This is a genomic window from Acetobacter pasteurianus subsp. pasteurianus LMG 1262 = NBRC 106471, from assembly GCF_000285275.1.
GTDB classification, from domain to species: Bacteria; Pseudomonadota; Alphaproteobacteria; order Acetobacterales; family Acetobacteraceae; genus Acetobacter; species Acetobacter pasteurianus.
The window spans coordinates 22,349-40,489 of sequence record NZ_CADO01000001.1; the positions used below are offsets into that span (position 1 = coordinate 22,349).

At 52.5% G+C, this 18,141-nt stretch carries 16 protein-coding genes; 8 read left to right on the top strand and 8 right to left on the bottom strand.

The features are described from left to right. Positions 1–86: 86 nt before the first annotated feature. The gene (locus tag APA10_RS00115; protein WP_003629684.1) at positions 87–782 is read right to left on the bottom strand and encodes a histidine phosphatase family protein; all 696 of its coding nucleotides are present in this window, start codon (positions 780–782) and stop codon (positions 87–89) included. Between the two features lie 54 nt (positions 783–836). Further along, positions 837–2,984: a hypothetical protein gene (locus tag APA10_RS00120; protein ID WP_003629683.1), complete on the bottom strand. Its 2,148-nt coding sequence runs from the start codon at positions 2,982–2,984 to the stop codon at positions 837–839. Positions 2,985–3,185: 201 nt separating this feature from the next. Between APA10_RS00120 and rfbB the strand changes: the two genes are divergently transcribed. The 7 genes from rfbB to APA10_RS00155 all read left to right on the top strand — a co-directional run bounded on the left by rfbB (position 3,186) and on the right by APA10_RS00155 (position 11,300). Further along, positions 3,186–4,244, top strand: a complete 1,059-nt coding sequence (gene rfbB / locus APA10_RS00125; RefSeq protein ID WP_035365830.1) for a dTDP-glucose 4,6-dehydratase — start codon at positions 3,186–3,188, stop codon at positions 4,242–4,244. Continuing rightward, complete coding sequence (gene rfbA / locus APA10_RS00130) at positions 4,241–5,152, top strand: glucose-1-phosphate thymidylyltransferase RfbA (RefSeq protein WP_003623399.1); 912 nt, start codon at positions 4,241–4,243, stop codon at positions 5,150–5,152. The genes rfbB and rfbA overlap by 4 nt, the downstream gene beginning before the upstream one ends. Positions 5,153–5,200: 48 nt before the next feature. Continuing rightward, entirely contained in the window at positions 5,201–5,773 is a 573-nt protein-coding gene (rfbC, locus tag APA10_RS00135; protein ID WP_003623397.1) for a dTDP-4-dehydrorhamnose 3,5-epimerase, read from the top strand. A 2-nt stretch (positions 5,774–5,775) separates the two neighbouring features. Continuing rightward, positions 5,776–6,681 carry a dTDP-4-dehydrorhamnose reductase gene (rfbD, locus tag APA10_RS00140; RefSeq protein ID WP_003629681.1) on the top strand — a complete coding sequence of 302 codons (906 nt, stop codon included), beginning with the start codon at positions 5,776–5,778 and terminating at the stop codon, positions 6,679–6,681. An 80-nt stretch (positions 6,682–6,761) separates the two neighbouring features. Then, a complete protein-coding gene (locus tag APA10_RS00145; RefSeq protein WP_174714367.1) occupies positions 6,762–7,736 on the top strand; it encodes a glycosyltransferase family 2 protein in 975 nt (324 codons plus the stop codon). A 235-nt stretch (positions 7,737–7,971) separates the two neighbouring features. Beyond that, complete coding sequence (locus APA10_RS00150; protein WP_174714368.1) at positions 7,972–10,626, top strand: FtsK/SpoIIIE family DNA translocase; 2,655 nt, start codon at positions 7,972–7,974, stop codon at positions 10,624–10,626. A gap of 53 nt (positions 10,627–10,679) precedes the next feature. After that, positions 10,680–11,300 (top strand): RluA family pseudouridine synthase, encoded by a 621-nt coding sequence (locus APA10_RS00155; protein WP_231111218.1) that lies wholly within the window; start codon positions 10,680–10,682, stop codon positions 11,298–11,300. Between the two features lie 11 nt (positions 11,301–11,311). Here the strand turns inward: APA10_RS00155 and APA10_RS00160 are convergent, their stop codons facing one another. The 6 genes from APA10_RS00160 to APA10_RS00185 form a co-directional block, all read right to left on the bottom strand. Next, positions 11,312–12,406 (bottom strand): glycosyltransferase family 4 protein, encoded by a 1,095-nt coding sequence (locus APA10_RS00160; RefSeq protein WP_035365829.1) that lies wholly within the window; start codon positions 12,404–12,406, stop codon positions 11,312–11,314. A 59-nt stretch (positions 12,407–12,465) separates the two neighbouring features. Next, positions 12,466–13,137, bottom strand: coding sequence for a glutathione S-transferase (locus tag APA10_RS00165; protein ID WP_035365841.1), 672 nt, complete (start codon positions 13,135–13,137; stop codon positions 12,466–12,468). 24 nt (positions 13,138–13,161) lie between these two features. After that, the gene (mnmA, locus tag APA10_RS00170) at positions 13,162–14,244 is read right to left on the bottom strand and encodes a tRNA 2-thiouridine(34) synthase MnmA (RefSeq protein ID WP_003623382.1); all 1,083 of its coding nucleotides are present in this window, start codon (positions 14,242–14,244) and stop codon (positions 13,162–13,164) included. Positions 14,245–14,271: 27 nt separating this feature from the next. Beyond that, complete coding sequence (locus tag APA10_RS00175; protein WP_006115619.1) at positions 14,272–14,586, bottom strand: ferredoxin family 2Fe-2S iron-sulfur cluster binding protein; 315 nt, start codon at positions 14,584–14,586, stop codon at positions 14,272–14,274. A gap of 77 nt (positions 14,587–14,663) precedes the next feature. Continuing rightward, entirely contained in the window at positions 14,664–15,827 is a 1,164-nt protein-coding gene (locus APA10_RS00180; RefSeq protein WP_003629674.1) for a cysteine desulfurase family protein, read from the bottom strand. Positions 15,828–15,835: 8 nt separating this feature from the next. Then, the gene (locus tag APA10_RS00185; protein WP_003629673.1) at positions 15,836–17,020 is read right to left on the bottom strand and encodes a cysteine desulfurase family protein; all 1,185 of its coding nucleotides are present in this window, start codon (positions 17,018–17,020) and stop codon (positions 15,836–15,838) included. 447 nt (positions 17,021–17,467) lie between these two features. Here APA10_RS00185 and APA10_RS00190 point away from each other — a divergent pair, with 447 nt between their 5' ends. Beyond that, positions 17,468–18,133, top strand: a complete 666-nt coding sequence (locus tag APA10_RS00190; RefSeq protein ID WP_003623374.1) for an alpha/beta hydrolase — start codon at positions 17,468–17,470, stop codon at positions 18,131–18,133. Positions 18,134–18,141: the final 8 nt, after the last annotated feature.

The window sequence follows — 18,141 nt, forward strand, 5'->3', positions numbered from 1 at the left end:
GGCTCATACACAAAACATAGGAAGTTAAACCGCCACGTAAACCCGGCATGGTGGGCTTTTGCGTAGTAAATTTGGCTGGACCCGGCTTATACGCCGGGCAATTCATTAACCGTTACAACGCGCCAGCCCACGTCCAAACGTTCCAGAATGGTCAGCGCCAGATTCTGCACGGAAAAATGAAGTGCTGTTTCCGCATGAATCCGCAAGGCATGAGCCAAAGCCGCACGCACCACACCGCCATGTGTTACCGCTATAATATCTTGCTGCGCATATTTGTCTGCCAGCCTATCCAGCAAGCGGCCCACACGGGCGCAAACATCAATCATGCTTTCGCCTTCGGGCGGGCATTCCGTTGCCCCCACAGCCCAGAACGGATGCGGCGCAAGATTAAGATATTGCGGCAACTCCTCATAAGGTAGCCCCTGCCATGAGCCCAGATTCTGCTCGATCAGATCTGGCTCCACTGTCAGCTTGGCAGGGCCATACCCCGCTTCCTGCACAGCTTGTGCTGTGCGTTGTGTGCGAGATAACGGGCTTACAAGCCAATGCGCAGGCTTGGGCAATCGTTCTGCCAGTGCCCGATACATTGGACGTTGCGCAATAAGGCTATCCGGGCACAAAGGCACATCCATTGCGCCGTACATGCACATACGAGCATTTTCTTCCACCAATGCGTGGCGGATCAGCCAGAAGCGCGTAATACCCGGCGCCAATTTGGGGCCATCCAGAAAATGATCCTGAGATGAGGGTAAAACTTTGGGAAGGTCTCTTATTTCATTCATAGAGTGTGTTGTGCGGCTAGCCAACCGACGACGCAAGAGCCGAAATCGCTGCCCCTACAATGCAACAGGAAGCAATGCTTCTGCCTCAACATTCACTATATTTTCTGGCTGAGCAGACGCTAGCTTGTCCTCCGCTTTCTGCAAAAACGGCCAATAACGCAGGATCAGGGAAACCTTTTGCAGTGCATCCTGCACATTTTGTATCTCTTGCTCCAGATACGTTTGATACGTCATGCCTTGAGGCATATCTGAGCCAGAAATATGGCGTGCGCTCACAGAAATTCTTAAAGCACCCGCCATTTGCCCCTTTACCCGCGCATAGGGCACGGCAACAGGCTGCCCAAGCTGATAACCTCTGGCCATAATCTGGTACGCGGTATCTGGGCAGCCAATCGGCAGATAGCCGGAAAGATCCTGTTTTAACCACACATGCAGTTGCCGACATTCCGCAAGATTTAAAACAGGGGTTATGCCAGTGTTGCCCCCACCATTTACGAGAAAAGAAAAAATGGTTTGCTGCTGATCCCACGCATGGGGCAAAGCATCCCGCTTTACCAAGGTATCTGGCAACAGTTCTATTGTTTCATCCTGTTCCAGAATATGGCGTATTCCACCCAGAAACTGCTCTAAACGGACAGTTTTTTCTGAAGCAGGTACATGGGAGAAACGCTCGATTTCCGCACAAGCGCCAATCCAGCGGAGCAAGAGCCCCAAATTAAACCCATTGTTTAAAGAAGCGGTTGCCTTACAGGCTGGCCACTCTGCCTGATTGAAATAGGCCGCCAAACCCGAAGGCAACACAGCATGGTCCAACCGTTGCCGCCATGTTTCTGGCAATAAAAGCGCCCCACAAAAGGCTGGGCCCGTATAAAATTTGGACCCCGTAACCATAACTGCCCAGCCTTGCTGTAAATAGGCTTTTATACGTTCAGGCATCAGACGCGCCTGGCAAGCATCCACCACAACATCAATCTGGCCCGGATATGTATGGCATAGGGCCTGCACCACCTGCATATCGGGAACAAGCTGGCCGGTTTTTGAAGTGTCCAGCAAATAGAGCAGCACACGTTGGCCGGCCTGAACCGCGTTGTGAATCTGCTGCTGGCAGATATGAAAAATATTTTGCCTGGAATTCAGCTCCCCATTTTCGGTGCGCAATGGGGCTGTTACCAACTGCGTACCTGCAGGAAACCCAGCTATTTTTTCGCTTTTACGAACACGGAACCCCAGCGCAGTTGTGCTGGCAAAATGTCGTCCCTGCGTTGCCAATGGCACACCGCTGCCTGTTTCTTCCACTCCAGCCAAAACCACACCGACTGCTGGATTAACGGCCAAAGAAAGAGCTAACGCGGCCAGTACGGAATCTGTGCCTGAGGGTGCTAAAATACAGTTATCGGCTTTTTCAACGCCGTAGTATTGCGCCAAAAAAGCCTTGATATCCCCTTCCAGCGCAAGCAACGGCTTTTCCGGGGGCTGCGCCAGCATGTCCCGCACCAGCTCCAACCGACATTGCTCGACAGCATTAAATGCATGCAAAGATGGAGATGATGCCGTGGAAGAAGAATACTGCCCGCCTGCTACAGAAGGACGATACGTGCACCCGTAACGATTCTGATGGGTTTGAGGGTCAAGGCCGAGTCTTTCATCTCCACCTTCTGCCATCAGCACATCGGAAGATCCGAGATAGAGCCATACACGCTGCACCCACTGGCAAAAATTATCATCATTTTCTGTTTGACCAGCAAACCCCTGCTGATCGTTCACTGATGGCAATGCAGAAGAGAGGTGTTGTTGGCATACCCTCTGCAACCATTCCATATCAGGCAACCTATCTGCTGCCAGCATTTCAACCCATGCTTCGGGGCACTTCTCGATAGCTCCGCCAGAAGCCTTCCACCAACGCGCAGCGCTGCGTGCACACGCGACCCAAATACGATTTAAATATTTCTTCACATCATGCGCAGGCAGGCCATTCAGAAGAAAAGCCATTTCCAGCGCCATGCGCCCATAAAAAGAAACCGTCTCTTCATTTTCCAGAAACGGTTTCCCAAACACAGGCGTCCATATTCCATTGTGCTGCTCACAAACAAATGGATTTGATTGCTCTGGTTTTCCAACAACAGGAGAGGAATTAGCCAGAAATGCCAGTTCCGGAACCATATGCACCCACTGCATTGGATCTGTTTGGCGGGTTCCTGTCATTGAATTAAAAACACCCTCATTTATAGAAGTTCTACCTCAATTAGACTGTGTATATTTTTGTCTAACGGGTGAGATATCCTTCTCTTTCCAGATTTGCATAGAAAAAACGTAAGAATGCTGGAGAATTGCTTTCTTCTCCCATATGACTGATAAGCTGTTATCAGGCAATTATATCATTCTGGTCTTGAAGAACGACATAGCATGCGCATCTTATTAACTGGTGGTTGTGGGTTTATCGGATCTGCCGTTATTCGCCACATCATACACAATACCTCACATTCTGTCTTGAATGTTGACTGCATGACCTATGCAGCCTCCCCTGAGACAGTTGAAGATGCTCCGGAGAGCGAACGCTATACGTTCTCCCAGACCAACATCACAGATACACCTGCACTGGAAAAGCTGTTCAACAGCTTTAAACCAGATGCAGTTATGCATCTGGCAGCGGAAAGCCATGTTGATCGCTCCATTGATGGACCGGGCGTCTTTATCCAGACAAATGTGGTGGGCACATACTCCATGCTGGAAGCTGCCCGCAAATACTGGATGGGGTTAGATAAGGAAGCGCAGCACGCCTTCCGCTTTCATCATATCTCTACGGATGAAGTTTTTGGCGCACTCGGCCCCAACGATCCGCCATTTACTGAAACAACACCGTATGACCCACGCAGCCCATATTCTGCCAGCAAAGCATCTTCCGACCATCTGGTTCGGGCTTGGTATCATACATTCGGACTGCCTACCTTTGTCACCAACACGACAAATAATTACGGTATCTGGCATTTCCCTGAAAAACTGATCCCGCTGATCACCATCAACGCCATTGAGGGCAAAGAACTGCCCGTATATGGCAAGGGTGACAATGTGCGAGACTGGTTGTTTGTAGAAGACCACGCAGAAGCTCTGGTAAAAGCCGTTGAAAAAGGCAAACCGGGCGAAACCTACGCTATTGGTGCACGCCAACCGCGCACCAATTTGGAAGTTGTGCAGACAATCTGCCGCATTCTGGATGAGCTTTGCCCCGATGCAGCAGGCCCGCGTGAACGGCTGATCCGTTATGTAACAGATCGCCCCGGCCATGATTTCCGTTACGAAATTGATCCTTCCCACGCCGAGCAGGCGTTGGACTGGAAAGCCAAGCATAATTTTGAAACCGGCATCCGCCGCACTGTCCAGTGGTATCTGGACAACCGCACATGGTGGGAAAGCATTCGCGCCCGCCGCTATACTGGCCAGAGATTGGGAACCACTGCTCCATGATTCACAAACCTGCTACTCCTACCCCCATGAAGGGCATTCTGCTGGCTGGTGGATCTGGCACGCGGCTTTACCCCATGACACTGGCAGCCAGCAAACAGTTGCTGCCAGTTTATGATAAACCGATGGTTTACTATCCGCTTTCCACGCTAATGCTGGCAGGTATCAAGGATATTATGATCATCAGCACACCGCTGGATCTGCCGCAGTTCAAACGTCTGCTGGGAGATGGTTCTCAGTTTGGTGTGAACTTTGAATACCGTGTTCAGCCTTCGCCCGATGGTATCCCGCAGGCTTTTCTGATTGCTGAAGACTGGCTACAGGATTCACCGTGCGCATTGGCTCTGGGTGATAACCTGATTTTTGCAGATCACCTCAGTGCTTCCCTGCAGAAAGCAGCTGCACGCCCTCAAGGCGCTACTGTTTTTGCTTATCAGGTGCGTGACCCAGAACGTTATGGGGTTGTTTCCTTTGATGAAACAGACCGTGCCCTTGATATTGTGGAAAAGCCCACCAACCCACCTTCAAACTGGGCCGTAACTGGCCTGTATTTCTATGATAACCGTGTGCTGGATTTTGCCAAAAAGGTGAAACCTTCTGCCCGTGGTGAACTGGAAATTACAGATCTGAACCGTTTTTACCTGGAAGAAGGTAACCTGCAGGTTGAGCGTCTGGGCCGTGGTTGTGCATGGTTGGATGCGGGTATTCCTGACAGCCTGCTAGAAGCCAGCCAGTTTGTACATACCATTCAGGCACGGCAGGGAATGCTTGTAGGTTCCCCGGCAGAAGTGGCCTTCCGTATGGGGTATATTTCTGCTGATCACCTTAAAGAACATGCCAAGCGCATGGGTAAAACAGAACTGGGGCGGGTGCTGTTTAACCTGGCTTCATCTGAAGGTGCAGGCCACTAAGGCCTGCTTTTTCTTTTTCCCCCATAGCAACGCAGGAGTTTTCCGCGCATGAAATCCGAACGCCTTGCCATTCCCGATGTTATTCTGATTACGCCACCACGCTTTGGTGACAATCGTGGGTTCTTTTCAGAAACCTACAATATCGAACGCATGCGCGAAGCTGGCATTACGGAACCTTTCGTGCAGGATAACCAGAGTCTTTCCCGCCAGAAAGGTGTTATCCGCGGCCTGCATTGCCAGCTTGATCCGTTTGCACAGGGCAAATTAGTGCGCTGCACGCGTGGGGCTATCTGGGATGTTGCCGTAGATGCCCGCACAGGCTCCCCTACTTATGGAAAGTGGGTTGCGGCCGAACTGTCCGAAGAAAATTGGTCTCAGCTCTGGATTCCGCCGGGCTTCCTGCACGGCTTCTGCACCCTGACTGAGAATGCAGAAGTGCAATACAAATGCACGGCTCTTTACAGCAAAGCATCTGAACGCGCCGTTATCTGGAACAGTGCGGAACTCGGCATAGATTGGCCCGTTAAGGCCGAAGACGCCGTATTGTCTGAAAAAGACTTGCTGGCACCGGAATTTTCAGCTGCCAAAGGGTGGTTCCAGTATGCAGGGAAAGAAGGCTGAGCATGAGCATTCTGTCTGAAACTGGCGGCCCTGTTCTGGTAACTGGCGGAAAAGGCCAGCTTGCAACATCTTTGGTTAATCTTGGTGGACCACGCATCCGTTGTGTTGGCCGGCCAGATTTTGACTTTGACCGCCCTGAAACACTTAAGACAACGCTAGACGCCATCAAACCTGTTGCTGTGGTAAATGCTGCAGCATGGACGGCTGTTGATCTGGCAGAAAGTGAACCCGAAGCCGCAGCCCGCGCCAACACCACAGGGCCAGAACTTCTGGCCCACCTGTGTGCAGAACGCGGCATCCCCTTTATCCATGTTTCCACAGATTACGTATTTGCCGGAGACAAAGGTGCACCTTATGTGGAAACAGATCCTGTTTCCCCCCAGACTGTTTACGGCAGCACCAAAGCTGAAGGTGAACAACGCATTCTGGTAGCTGACCCACGCAGCATTATCCTACGCACCTCTTGGGTTTATTCAGCGCACGGAAAAAACTTTGTACGCACCATGCTCAATGCTGGCGCCAAAAACCCAGCACTGAAGGTAGTAGGCGATCAGCGTGGTAACCCCACCTGCTCCGATGATCTGGCGCGGGCGATTCTTTCCATTCTGGCCACGATTGAAAAAACCGGCTGGAAAGATGAATACGCAGGCATTTATCACGCCTGCGGCACTGGTGAGACAACATGGCATGGTCTGGCCGAAGCTGCGCTTCAAAAAGCGTCTGAATACGGCCAAACTAAACCCACCATTACGGCCATACGCACAGAAGATTGGCCCACACCTGCCAAACGTCCGGCGGATTCTCGCATGGATAACAGTAAACTTGCGCGCGTATTTGGCGTTCAGATGCCGCAATGGCAGGAAAGCGTGAACAAGGTGGTACACCACATCTTCACAGCACCTTCCTGACACCTCTCTGGGGGAACAGGCGGCCCCAGAAGGTTATCTCAATCAATACCGCCTGATAGAATGTAGAAGTGAACAGTTAGGTGCAAACACTAAACGTGCAACACGGGATGGATCTTCCCCAACATCAGGAAACTGCTCCTGTTGCCGTTTTACTTTCCGTTTACAATGGCGCTGCATTTTTAAATGACCTGCTAACATCCCTTAAACAGCAAACACATACAAACTGGGTTCTGCTCTGGCGGGACGATGGTTCTACTGATGCCAGTATAGATTACATGCATCAATTTGCGTTGGATGTTGGCACTCAACGTTGCAGACAAATTACGTCATCCCCCGCGCATATGGGAGTCGTACTTTCTTACGCAACACTTCTAAAGGATGTGCCAGAAGGTTATTTTATTGCCTTCTGTGATCAGGATGATGTCTGGTTTCCAGATAAACTGGAACGTGGGCTTAAAGCGCTTACAGTCACCCAAAAGCCCGCGCTTTATTGCTCACGCCAACGCTTAACAGACACCAGGCTGCGCCCCATTAGTATTTCGCCGCAGTTACCGCCACACCCGTGCTTTCAAATGGCCTTAACGCAGAATATTGCTACGGGCTGCACCATTATGCTTTCCCCTGCGGCGGTCTCTCTCGTACAAAGTAGTTTCCCCCCGCCCAACCATATTTTGCATGATTGGTGGGCTTATCTGGTTGTTACTGGCGCAGATGGCACCATTATTACGGACAATCAGCCCACATTATTTTACCGTCAGCATGATAATAACGCTGTGGGGGCCCCTGCCTTATTCACACAACGGGCATTAGCTGCTCTCCGGCGTGGCCCGTGGCAATTTATGTCCATTTTTCGGGGCAATCTGGCCTATCTTGCTCAACAAACCTACCTTTCAGCAGATAACCGCCATTTCGTAGCTGCATTACGTAAAGTGCTGTCACAATCAGGTTTGATAGGAAGATGGCACAGATGGCAGATGCTACAGCGCTCTTCCAAACTGCGTAGATATACTTGGCCGGAACAAATTATTTTCAGGCTATGGTTTCTGTTAGGTTGAATAATATCTGGTACTTTATCAGCAGGTTTTGCTCTTTCCTGTCATCCACAGCGTGAAAATGAAACATCATGAGCAAGATTATGTGCTCAAGAGCTGGATTTTCTCTGCATATTCCTTAACAAAACCACTTTCCAGTGCTTCTGCTATAAAGCTGTTCACGATAGATTACCGCTACTGTTAAAACCGAATCATTCTCATCAATCACCCGCAAACATTTTTCCAGCGTGCTGGAAATGTGTTTCGGCTTCTGGAGTCAGGATCAACACCCTTGGCGCGCATAAGCCCTACGCAATCCGATCAGTATCCCCCATCCTCACACAAAAGCACGTTGCGTTTGCGCCTAGAGGAAGGTGGTGGGCTCGCGCTATGCGTTTTGGCCTGCGCTTTATTGGCTGCACTTGTCAGCTATAATCCCAATGATCCGTCTTTCAACACAGCAACAGGGCAACCGCCAACCAACCTGTTAGGTATGAGCGGCGCCTTTTTTGCCGATACGCTGTTACAGGGCGTGGGGCTAGCGGCCATTCTGCCCGCGCTTATTCTGATCGCATGGGGCTGGCGGTTTATGAGCCACCGGCTGCTGGGCCACGAATCATGGCCTGTATTTGCCATGCGTGTTGTGGCCATTTTGTGCCTGTTGCCCGTTTCTGGCGCGCTATTGGCCGCTATTCCTCTGCTCTTTACAGCTTTGCCTGCCATTAACTGGCCAACCCAAGCTGGTATTGGCGGGGGCATTGGCCATTCCATCGCTCAAACATCCATTGCAGCTGGCATGGCGGCCATTGGCCCGGCCGGTGGCATGGTGCTGTGGCTGCTTGGGCTACTACTGGCTTTTCTGCTTATGGCTTTGGCCACGGGCCTACGGCGGGAGGAATGGTTTGCCATCTGGCGCGTAACACTTATGTTGCTCCGCTTGCCGGGCAAACTCGGGGTGCGCTTTGTACGCTACTATGCCAGCCGCAAACCCCAGACAGATACCTACACCACTACCGCAACGGCTGATCCTTATAAAAACCGGCCCCAGGCATCCGCACAGTCCCTCTTTTCCCATGATGAACCAGAGGTAGAGGACATCCCCCACACGGCACCAATATCTACACTTGCATCATCAGGCACCGCTTTGATGCTCCGTGATGAGGAAGACATCAAAAAACCTGCGGCTTCTTCTTCCATGGAGCTGGCACATCATACGCCGGATCCAGCGCCCGCTGCCACGCCAGCTCCTGTTGTTACACAAGCTCCCCCTCCGCCGCCGCCAACACCAGAAAAACCAGCCAAATCGGGTATTCTGGGGCGTCTGTTTTCTGGAAGCGCAAATCAGGAAAACAACACCGGCCCTACGGTGCGTGCGGGTGCCACTGTACGAAAAGGTGGATGGGAACTGCCTTCTCTCAGCCTTCTTAAACCGGCTCCGGCCAATACACGCACGGGCCCTTCCCCAGAAGCACTGCATGCAACTGCACGCCTGCTGGAACAGGTGCTGGCTGATTACGGTGTGCAGGGCAAAATTGTGGGCATGAGCGCAGGCCCTGTTGTGACACTCTATGAACTGGAGCCTGCTCCAGGTATTCGTTCTGCCCGAATTATTGGCCTTTCAGACGACGTGGCACGCTCTCTTTCCGTGCTGAGTGTGCGTATTGCCACCGTGCCCGGCCGCAACGTGATGGGCATTGAAGTGCCCAACCAAACACGTGAAACTGTTTATCTTTCCGAACTCCTCAATCAGCCCACATGGCGGGATGAGCCAGGCCAGCTTCCTTTGGCTTTGGGTAAAGATATTTCTGGTGAACCGGTGTTTAGTGATCTGGCGCGTATGCCGCACCTGCTGGTAGCCGGCACCACGGGTTCGGGTAAATCCGTTGGTGTTAACGCCATGATTCTTTCGCTGCTTTATCGGCTTTCCCCCGATGAATGCCGCCTGATCATGATTGACCCCAAGGTGCTGGAACTTTCCATCTATGATGGCATTCCGCATCTGCTCACACCAGTGGTGACAGAACCACCAAAAGCCGTAAATGCCCTTAAATGGGTGGTGCGCGAAATGGACCGCCGTTACCGCACCATGGCGCATATGCAGGTGCGTAACATTGCAGGCTATAACGCCCGTGCAGCAGAAGCCCGTGCCGATGGTGAAGTGGTTGTACGCCGTGTGCAGACAGGCTTTGACCCCGAAACCGGTAACCCGGTTTTTGAGGAACAATCTGTTACGCTAGACCCCATGCCCTATATCGTCGTGATTATTGACGAAATGGCTGACCTGATGATGACAGCCGGGAAAGAAATTGATGCCTGCGTGCAGCGTTTGGCCCAAAAAGCCCGTGCTGCTGGTATTCACGTTATTATGGCCACGCAGCGCCCTTCTGTGGATGTGATTACCGGCACCATTAAAGCCAACTTCCCCACCCGCATTTCCTTCCAGGTTATCAGTAAATTTGATAGCCGCACCATTTTGGGCGAACAGGGTGCTGAACAGCTTTTGGGCCAAGGTGATATGCTGTTCATGCAAGGTGGTGGCCGCATTACCCGCGTGCACGGCCCGTTTGTGGCGGATAGCGAAGTGGAACAGGTTGTTAACTTCCTGAAAGAACAGGGAGAACCTGTTTACGATGACGATGTGCTGGCAGAACCTGTGGATGAAACAGCATCTTCCAACAGTGGTTCTGGTCGTTCTGGAGGCGGTGATAACGGCGAATCTGAAATGTATGATGAAGCTGTTTCTATTGTGACCACTGAAGGCAAAGCTTCCACCTCTTTCATTCAGCGTAAGCTTTCCATCGGCTATAACCGTGCCGCAAAACTGATTGAGCAGATGGAAAAAGAAGGCATTATCAGCCGGGCAGACCATGTTGGCCGCCGCAAGGTATTGGTTGGCGCCAATAGGGAGGACTAAACATTTCCGTCCACCTGCCCCCTATCCTGTATCAGGATCATCATCTGGTTATCCTGAACAAACCTGCGGGTCTGCCTGTTCATGCAGGCCCAACAGGTGGCCCGAGTGTAGAAGACTGGTTTCCCCTGCTTTCACGCCGCAAGGATGGGCCATGGCTGGCCCACAGGTTGGATACAGATACATCTGGCTGCTTGGCCATTGCCTTACGCAAACAACCTCTTTTAGCTTTGCAACAGGCATTTGCCACCAAAACAGCACAGAAAACCTACTGGGCTGTTGTGCAAACAGGGCCGCAAGAAGACACTGGCCGCATAGACCTACCACTTGAAAAACAGTCCTCTAAAAAAGGCTGGCGCATGGTGGCATCTCCTTCTGGCGCAGCAGCAGCTACGCGCTGGAAGGTTCTTGGCCGCAATAAGGATTTATGCTGGCTGGAGCTTATTCTTGAAACAGGGCGCACACATCAGGCCCGTGTGCATTGTGCTGCCATGAACTGGCCTATTCTAGGTGACCCTCTTTACGGCACGCCGCACCCTCAGGGATTGCACCTGCTAGCCAGAAGTTTGACCCTACCTTTTTCTCCACCCATCACAGCAATTGCACCACCAAGGACTGGCATGAAAGCAGCTTTGCAAGCTTGCGGGTGGACACCTGACAAGGAAACCAAACTTTAAAAGTATGGCGTTTATTTTCTTTTTTGCGGCCATGCTTTTACAATTTTCTCATGTAAAAGCTGCCGTTTGTTACGGATGATTTCCGCATCAAATTTGCGGGCTTGCTGGTACCCTGCAACAGACATTTGACTGCGTTTTTGCGGATCATTTATGAGATCCCGCAAGATATTTGCCAGAGCAGGAATATCATCCGGGTTAGCATACACCCCGGCAGTTCCAACAACTTCTGGCAAACCACCACGGGGGGAAGCAACAACTGCGGCCCCCATACCCATGGCCTCCAACGCCACCATACCAAAAGGTTCTGGCCAACGGCTGGGTATCACAACAATGGCGGCCTGCCCCATAGCTTCCAGCACTTTATGATGAGGCTGATACCCAGCCATTGCTACGTGGGCTGCCAGCGCTTGCACGCGCAACTGCTTTAAAAAAGGTGTTTGCGGAGAATCCGGGCCAAATCTGTCTGCACCAATAATTTCAGCACGCCATGTGGGATGAGAAGGCAAAATATCAGCACACGCAGCCACAAAGGAATCCACACCTTTATCCGCTACAACACGGCCTGCAAACAGCAATAGGTTCTCACGCGTTATAGGAACCTCTGGCAGTGCCGAAAAATCCAGACAATTGGGCAGCACATATACATTTGCTGCTGTTGCTGAACTGTTAAAGCGCTTTTGTACCCATTCAGATACAGCAACTACCGCCACCCTGCTGGCCAGAGTTTCTCGTTCTGCTGCTGTGCGCGCCTTTTTCATGCCGCATGGATCATTATGCAGCACCAAAGAAACGGGAAGATTTGGGAAACGCTTGTGCAGCCCCAATGCAATATCTGGCCGGTTATGAACCTCAACAAGTTCCGGCTGAAGCTGCCGAATTATTCTGGCCACCCCAGCGATATATCGGCCTATCCGCCCTAATGGGTACAAAACGGAAGGCACAGGCTGAAAAGCAACACCCTGAAAACTTGGAACAGACAGAGATGACCCTACAACGGTTTCACCTTCTAACGCCGCGCGATGCACTAGCAACGCAATGGCCCCAGCCTGTTGCGGTGCAAATCTTTCTCGGGGGGGTAAAACTGTTAGAACCCGTAAAGCACACACTATTTTACCCCTCCGGTATCATACGCTCTGTAATGCACACTGCAGAACGTCACACCGTATCAGGGGATGGATTCATACATATCCAGCTGCCACTCTGATGGTTCATCCAATGCCTCTTTATACCATTCCTGCATCAGCGGATGCTGGCGTACGGCATCCATATATGCGCGAGAAACATCAGACAGCCTAGTAACACCGTAGGACAGAAAGCGGCAGACAATCGGGGCAAACATGGCATCTGCATTCCCAAAAGATGCCCCAAACAGATAGGGGCCATCTGCCCCATAACGGGTTCTGGCATCTGCCCAAATCGCATCAATCCGGGAGATATCCTTCAGCACATCTTCTGCCAGAGGCTCAACCAATGGGCGGGCATCTCGGCCCAGATTCATAGGCAGAGCAGAACGCACACCCCGGAAACCGGAATGCATTTCGGCTGATATGGAGCGCGCTATCGCACGTTCACACCGTTCGGATGGCCAAAGAGCTGGCTGATATTCTGCGCAGTATTCCGCGATTGAAAGCGAATCCCACACCACCGCGCCTTCATGCTCCAGATACGGCACACACCCGTTGGGAGACAGCCTTTTAAGCACCGTGGTTTTGCCGCCACCGGCCAATGGCACAACATCTATATCCACGTTTAGCTGTGCCAGCTTTACCATCAGCCAGCCCCGCAAAGACCACGAAGAATACCGCTGTGTACCAATAACAAGCCGACCATCAGCCATCATTCGTGCCCTTTACTTAAAAACTTATGCTGGAACAGTTTCTTCCATACGGCGGATAAACCCACCGCCCAGAATACGCGTGCCCTGATAGAACACACAGGCCTGCCCAGGTGCGGGCATGGCGGGTTCTTCCAGATACACCATGGCACCATCTGGTGTGGGCACCACGCGGGCAGCTCGAGGCTCCTCACGCGCACGCATCTGCACACGGCATACCAAGCCTTCTGGTGGCGCATCTACCAGCCAGTTCACATCCCGCACAGAAAGTGCCGTAACAAAAGATTTTTCCCGCGGGCCGATAATCACACGCCTGCGGCCCGGTTCTACACCAACTACCATCTGGCGTTCACCATTTAAGCGCGCAGCATTCCCCAGCCTTTTGCTTTGCCCCACGGTAAAACGCATAACGCCTTCGTGCTGGCCTACAATCTGCCCCTGCTGGTCCACAATTTCACCGGGACCAGCCATTTCGGGATGCATCTTTTCCACCAGATCCACGTAGGAGCCATCGCTTACAAAGCACAGGTCCTGACTGTCCGGCTTGCCTGCAACCACCAGACCAAAGCGCTCGGCTTCTTTTCTGACGGCGGCCTTGTCTGGCATATCACCTAGTGGAAAACGCAAAAACTCAAGCTGATCCCGCGTGGTAGCAAACAAGAACCAGCTCTGATCCCGGTCTTCATCACACGGGCGGTGCAATTCTGCACCATCTGGCCCTTCCACACGGCGAACGTAATGGCCTGTTGCCATGGCATCTGCGCCAATTTCACGCGCAAGGCCTAGCAAATCTGTAAACTTCACGCCCTGATTACACGCCACACAGGGCACTGGCGTTTCACCCGATGCATAGGCATCTGCAAAACGCTCTATGACGCTATCCTTGAAGCGGCGTTCCGCATCAATAACGTAATGCGGAAAGCCCAGAAGGTCCGCCACTGCGCGGGCATCACGAATATCCTGCCCCGCGCAGCACGCGCCTTTTTTTGCAGCCCCGCGCGAATCGTAAAGCTGCAAGGTAGCACCCACAACTTCATGCCCTTCCTCCAGAAGGCGGGCAGCTACAACAGAGCTATCCACCCCACCAGACATGGCAACAAGTATACGCATGAGCGCTATATCCTTTTAAAAACGGCTTCAGGCCTTGCTGGGCAAGCGTACAACCAAGCCATCCAGCGCATCTGTCATAACGATCTGACAACCCAAGCGAGATGTCTTTTCCAGCCCGAAAGCCAGATCCAGCATATCTTCTTCATCATCCGTAGGGGCTGCCAGCTTGGGTGCCCAAGTTGGGTCTACAATCACATGGCATGTTGCACAGGCCAAAGAACCTTCACATGCGCCTTCAAGGTCAATGCCGTGCTTATGGGCAATTTCCAGCACAGAAAGGCCAACCGGCGCATCCACTTTGTGTTCTGTTCCGTCCTGTTCAACAAATGTCATCTGGGGCATTGGTTTCCATCCTGCCAAAGGCTGTTTCATTGCGGCATGTGGGGGTATGGCGTTCTGTTGGGCTGCAACCTGGTAACTTACGCTACACTGCGCACCCGCAAGACAGCCTGCGCCAAATTGTCTGCCGCGCGTTCTGCTTCGGCGGCTGAGGTAAAACGTCCGGGAGACAGACGCAAGCTTCTTCCCGCTTCTTCTCTACTCAATCCCATTGCTTCCAGCACATAAGATGGGGCCAGTTCTGCCGAAGAACAGGCTGAACCCAAAGAAACAGCAAGATCAGGCATAACCGCCACAATATCCAGCGCAGAAACCCCTGCGGGCAAACGCAGATTAAAAATACCCGGCAAACGTGGTGCCGCTGCTGCGTTAACCTCACACCCCGGCAACACGGCATCCAGCCTGTTTAGAAAAACGCGCTGCAACATAGATAAATGCTCAAAGCCGATATCCAGCTCCTGCTTTGCAATCTGGCAGGCCTCCCCAAAAGCAGCCACCAGAAAACCGGGGACGGTGCCAGAACGTACACCTCGTTCCTGCCCTCCACCAGAAAACAGCGGCGCCAAACGTACCCTAGGCCGACGCCGCACAAACAATGCCCCAGCACCTTTGGGGCCATACAGCTTGTGGCTGGAAACAGAAGCCAGAGCCAAGCCCCAAGCGTGCACATCTACAGGAATTTTTCCTGCGGTCTGCGCCAGATCAGAATGCAGTAAAGCGCCTGCCTCATTCACCAAGCGGCTCAAAACAGGCATGTCTTGCAGCACGCCTGTTTCATTATTAGCTGCCATAATGGAAACAAGGGCTGTGGGCACTTTTAACGCCTCTTGCAGCACAGATGGATGAAGCAGGCCGTTAACATCTACTGGCAGCACAACAGGTTCAAACCCTTCCTGCGCCAGATCCCGCACGCTTTCCAGAACACATTTGTGCTCTGTTGCTACAGTTATAACGCGTTTGCGCGGGCTGCCCTGTGCAGCCAGATGGCGCACAGCCCCTTTAATGGCTAGATTGTTGGCCTCTGTAGCACCTGATGTGAAAATGATTTCCTTCGCATCTGCCCCTATCAGGCTAGCGACCTGGTTACGCGCATGTGCCACTCTGTCTGCTGCGCGCATACCCGCTTCGTGCGTTGTGCTGTGCGGATTACCATTTTCATGGTCCAGAACATCCAGCAACACCGCACGTACACGCGGGTCACACGGTGTGGTGGCTGCATGATCAAAATAAATGGAAGAAGCCATGATCGAAATTACACCACAGAATCCACAAGCCCAATAGCTGCCGGGCTTTGCGCCATACGAGTGTAAGATTCTATAAAGCGGGCAACATCCTGCTCTGTCACATTCCAAGGCAAGGAAACGCGCAAAGCTTGCCCAGCCAAGTCGCCTGCACCCATAGCTTTCAACACGTGTGAAAACGCCACTTTGCCGGAAGAACAAGCAGAGCCAGCCGAAACACAAATACCGTCCAGATCCAACCGCATGAGCTGTGCCTGAGCGCGCTTGCCCGGCAATGCCAGAGAGGTGGTATTATTCAGGCGTGGTACATCTGCCCCAAACACTTTTGCACCTGCGGCCACAGCTACCTGCTCAATACTATTTCGCAACGGGGCCAAGTCTCGCGGTTGTTCCAGCGCTGCGCCCAAGGCTGCGGCCAATCCTGCAATGGCAGGTAGCGGAGGTGTGCCGCCACGGCGGCCCTGTTCCTGCCCGCCACCTTCGAATATTGGCAGCACACGTGCGGGTGCCGGGCCACGCAACAACAAAGCCCCAGCCCCTTTTGGCCCACCCATTTTGTGGCCTGAGCACGCAAGGCTATCGATTCCGCTTTGTTCAACAGAAAGTGGCAGGCGCCCTGCTGTCTGCACGGCATCGACGTGCAAATGCGCGCCATACTTCCGGCACAGCAAAACCACATCATCAATCGGGTGCAGCACGCCTGTTTCATTATTGGCCAGCATCAAACACACAAAGGCAGGTGTTTCGTCCTGCGCCAGTGCCTGTTCCAGCTTGTCCAGTTGCACCTGACCGTTGGCATCCACATCCAACCATACCACTTGCGCATCTTCTGGCGCACCTTTGCGCACAGCATCATGCTCTGTACGGCCGATCAGGAATCGGCGTCCTTGGCCGAGTCCCCTCATCGCCAGCACATTGGCTTCTGTGCCACCTGATGTGAAAATACAGTTTAACGGCGCTACATCCAGATAACGTGCAACTGTATTACGGGCTTGTTCCAACAAAGCGCGGGCCTTACGACCAGCCCGATGCACGGATGATGGATTTCCTGTTAAATCAGCAGCTTCCAGCAAGGCTTCCCGCGCTTGGGGGCGCAACGGCTCTGTTGCATTGGCGTCCAGATAAACCACACCTGAACCACTGCTGTTTCTTTCTGTTCTGCTTGTCATGATGCCCCGAATCAGATCGCCTGCCACACAGACATGCCATACCCAAAAGGGCTAAAAACAGCCATTATAACGATTTATGTGGAAATCTTGGCCGCACAGCCGCTATAGAAAGCCGCATGGTCAACACCACGAGGTGCAGCATGCCCCATCACGCTGGGAGAAAAGACTTCCCCCACGCATTACGATCTCCACGGAATCTTGGTGCATGATTATGCCTGTGTCTTCCCCAAGGTCAACGGCAGAAAACATCTTCTGCTATTTTCTCTACACACCAGAGACACCATATACCTGAAGAACCTTTGTTTTCCGTTTTCTCCCCACAAACGGAAAACAAAGGAGTGTTGAACATTTAACTGCGTGGCCTCTGCCCCGCATGGCCTGATTGGAAACGCGGCATCGTTTTTAACCAGACCTGTTTACAGAACCCGGAAACGTCATGCCCACGGACGTTTTCCATGATCAAGCGGAACCCGAATGCCAGAGGTTATGTTTGCCGGCCCTGATGGTCGTCTTGAAGGGCGCTATCACCATTCAAACGAGCCCAACGCCCCGCTTGCCCTCGTGCTGCACCCTCACCCGCTGCACGGCGGCACCATGAACAACCGCATTACCTATGCGCTGTATCGCACGTTCGAAAAGATGGGCTTTTCCGTCATGCGTTACAATTCGCGCGGGGTCGGCCGTTCTCAGGGGCGGTTTGATGGCGGTATTGGCGAAATTTCAGATGCCGCCGCAGCACTAGACTGGATGCAGATGGTTAACCCCAATGCCAGCGGGCTGTGGATTGCCGGTTATTCTTTTGGCGCTTTTGTTGGCATGCAGTTGCTGATGCGCCGCCCGGAAATTACCGGCTGGATCAGCATTGCACCACCTGCCGCGCATTATGATTTCGGCTTTCTGGCACCATGCCCCTGCGGTGGCCTGATGATTGCTGGCGGCAAGGATGATATGGCTCCAGAGCCTGCCATTCATAAACTGGTAGATAAGCTGAACACCCAAAAGGGTGTAACGGTTGATTACCGGGTTTTCCCCGAAGCGGATCATATCTTTGCCAAGCAGGTAGATAAGATCACCAACGCGGTGGAAGACCACGTAACCAAAGCCATGGCACACCACAACATGCCTTTGGCGGCAGACTAAAAAGCCGC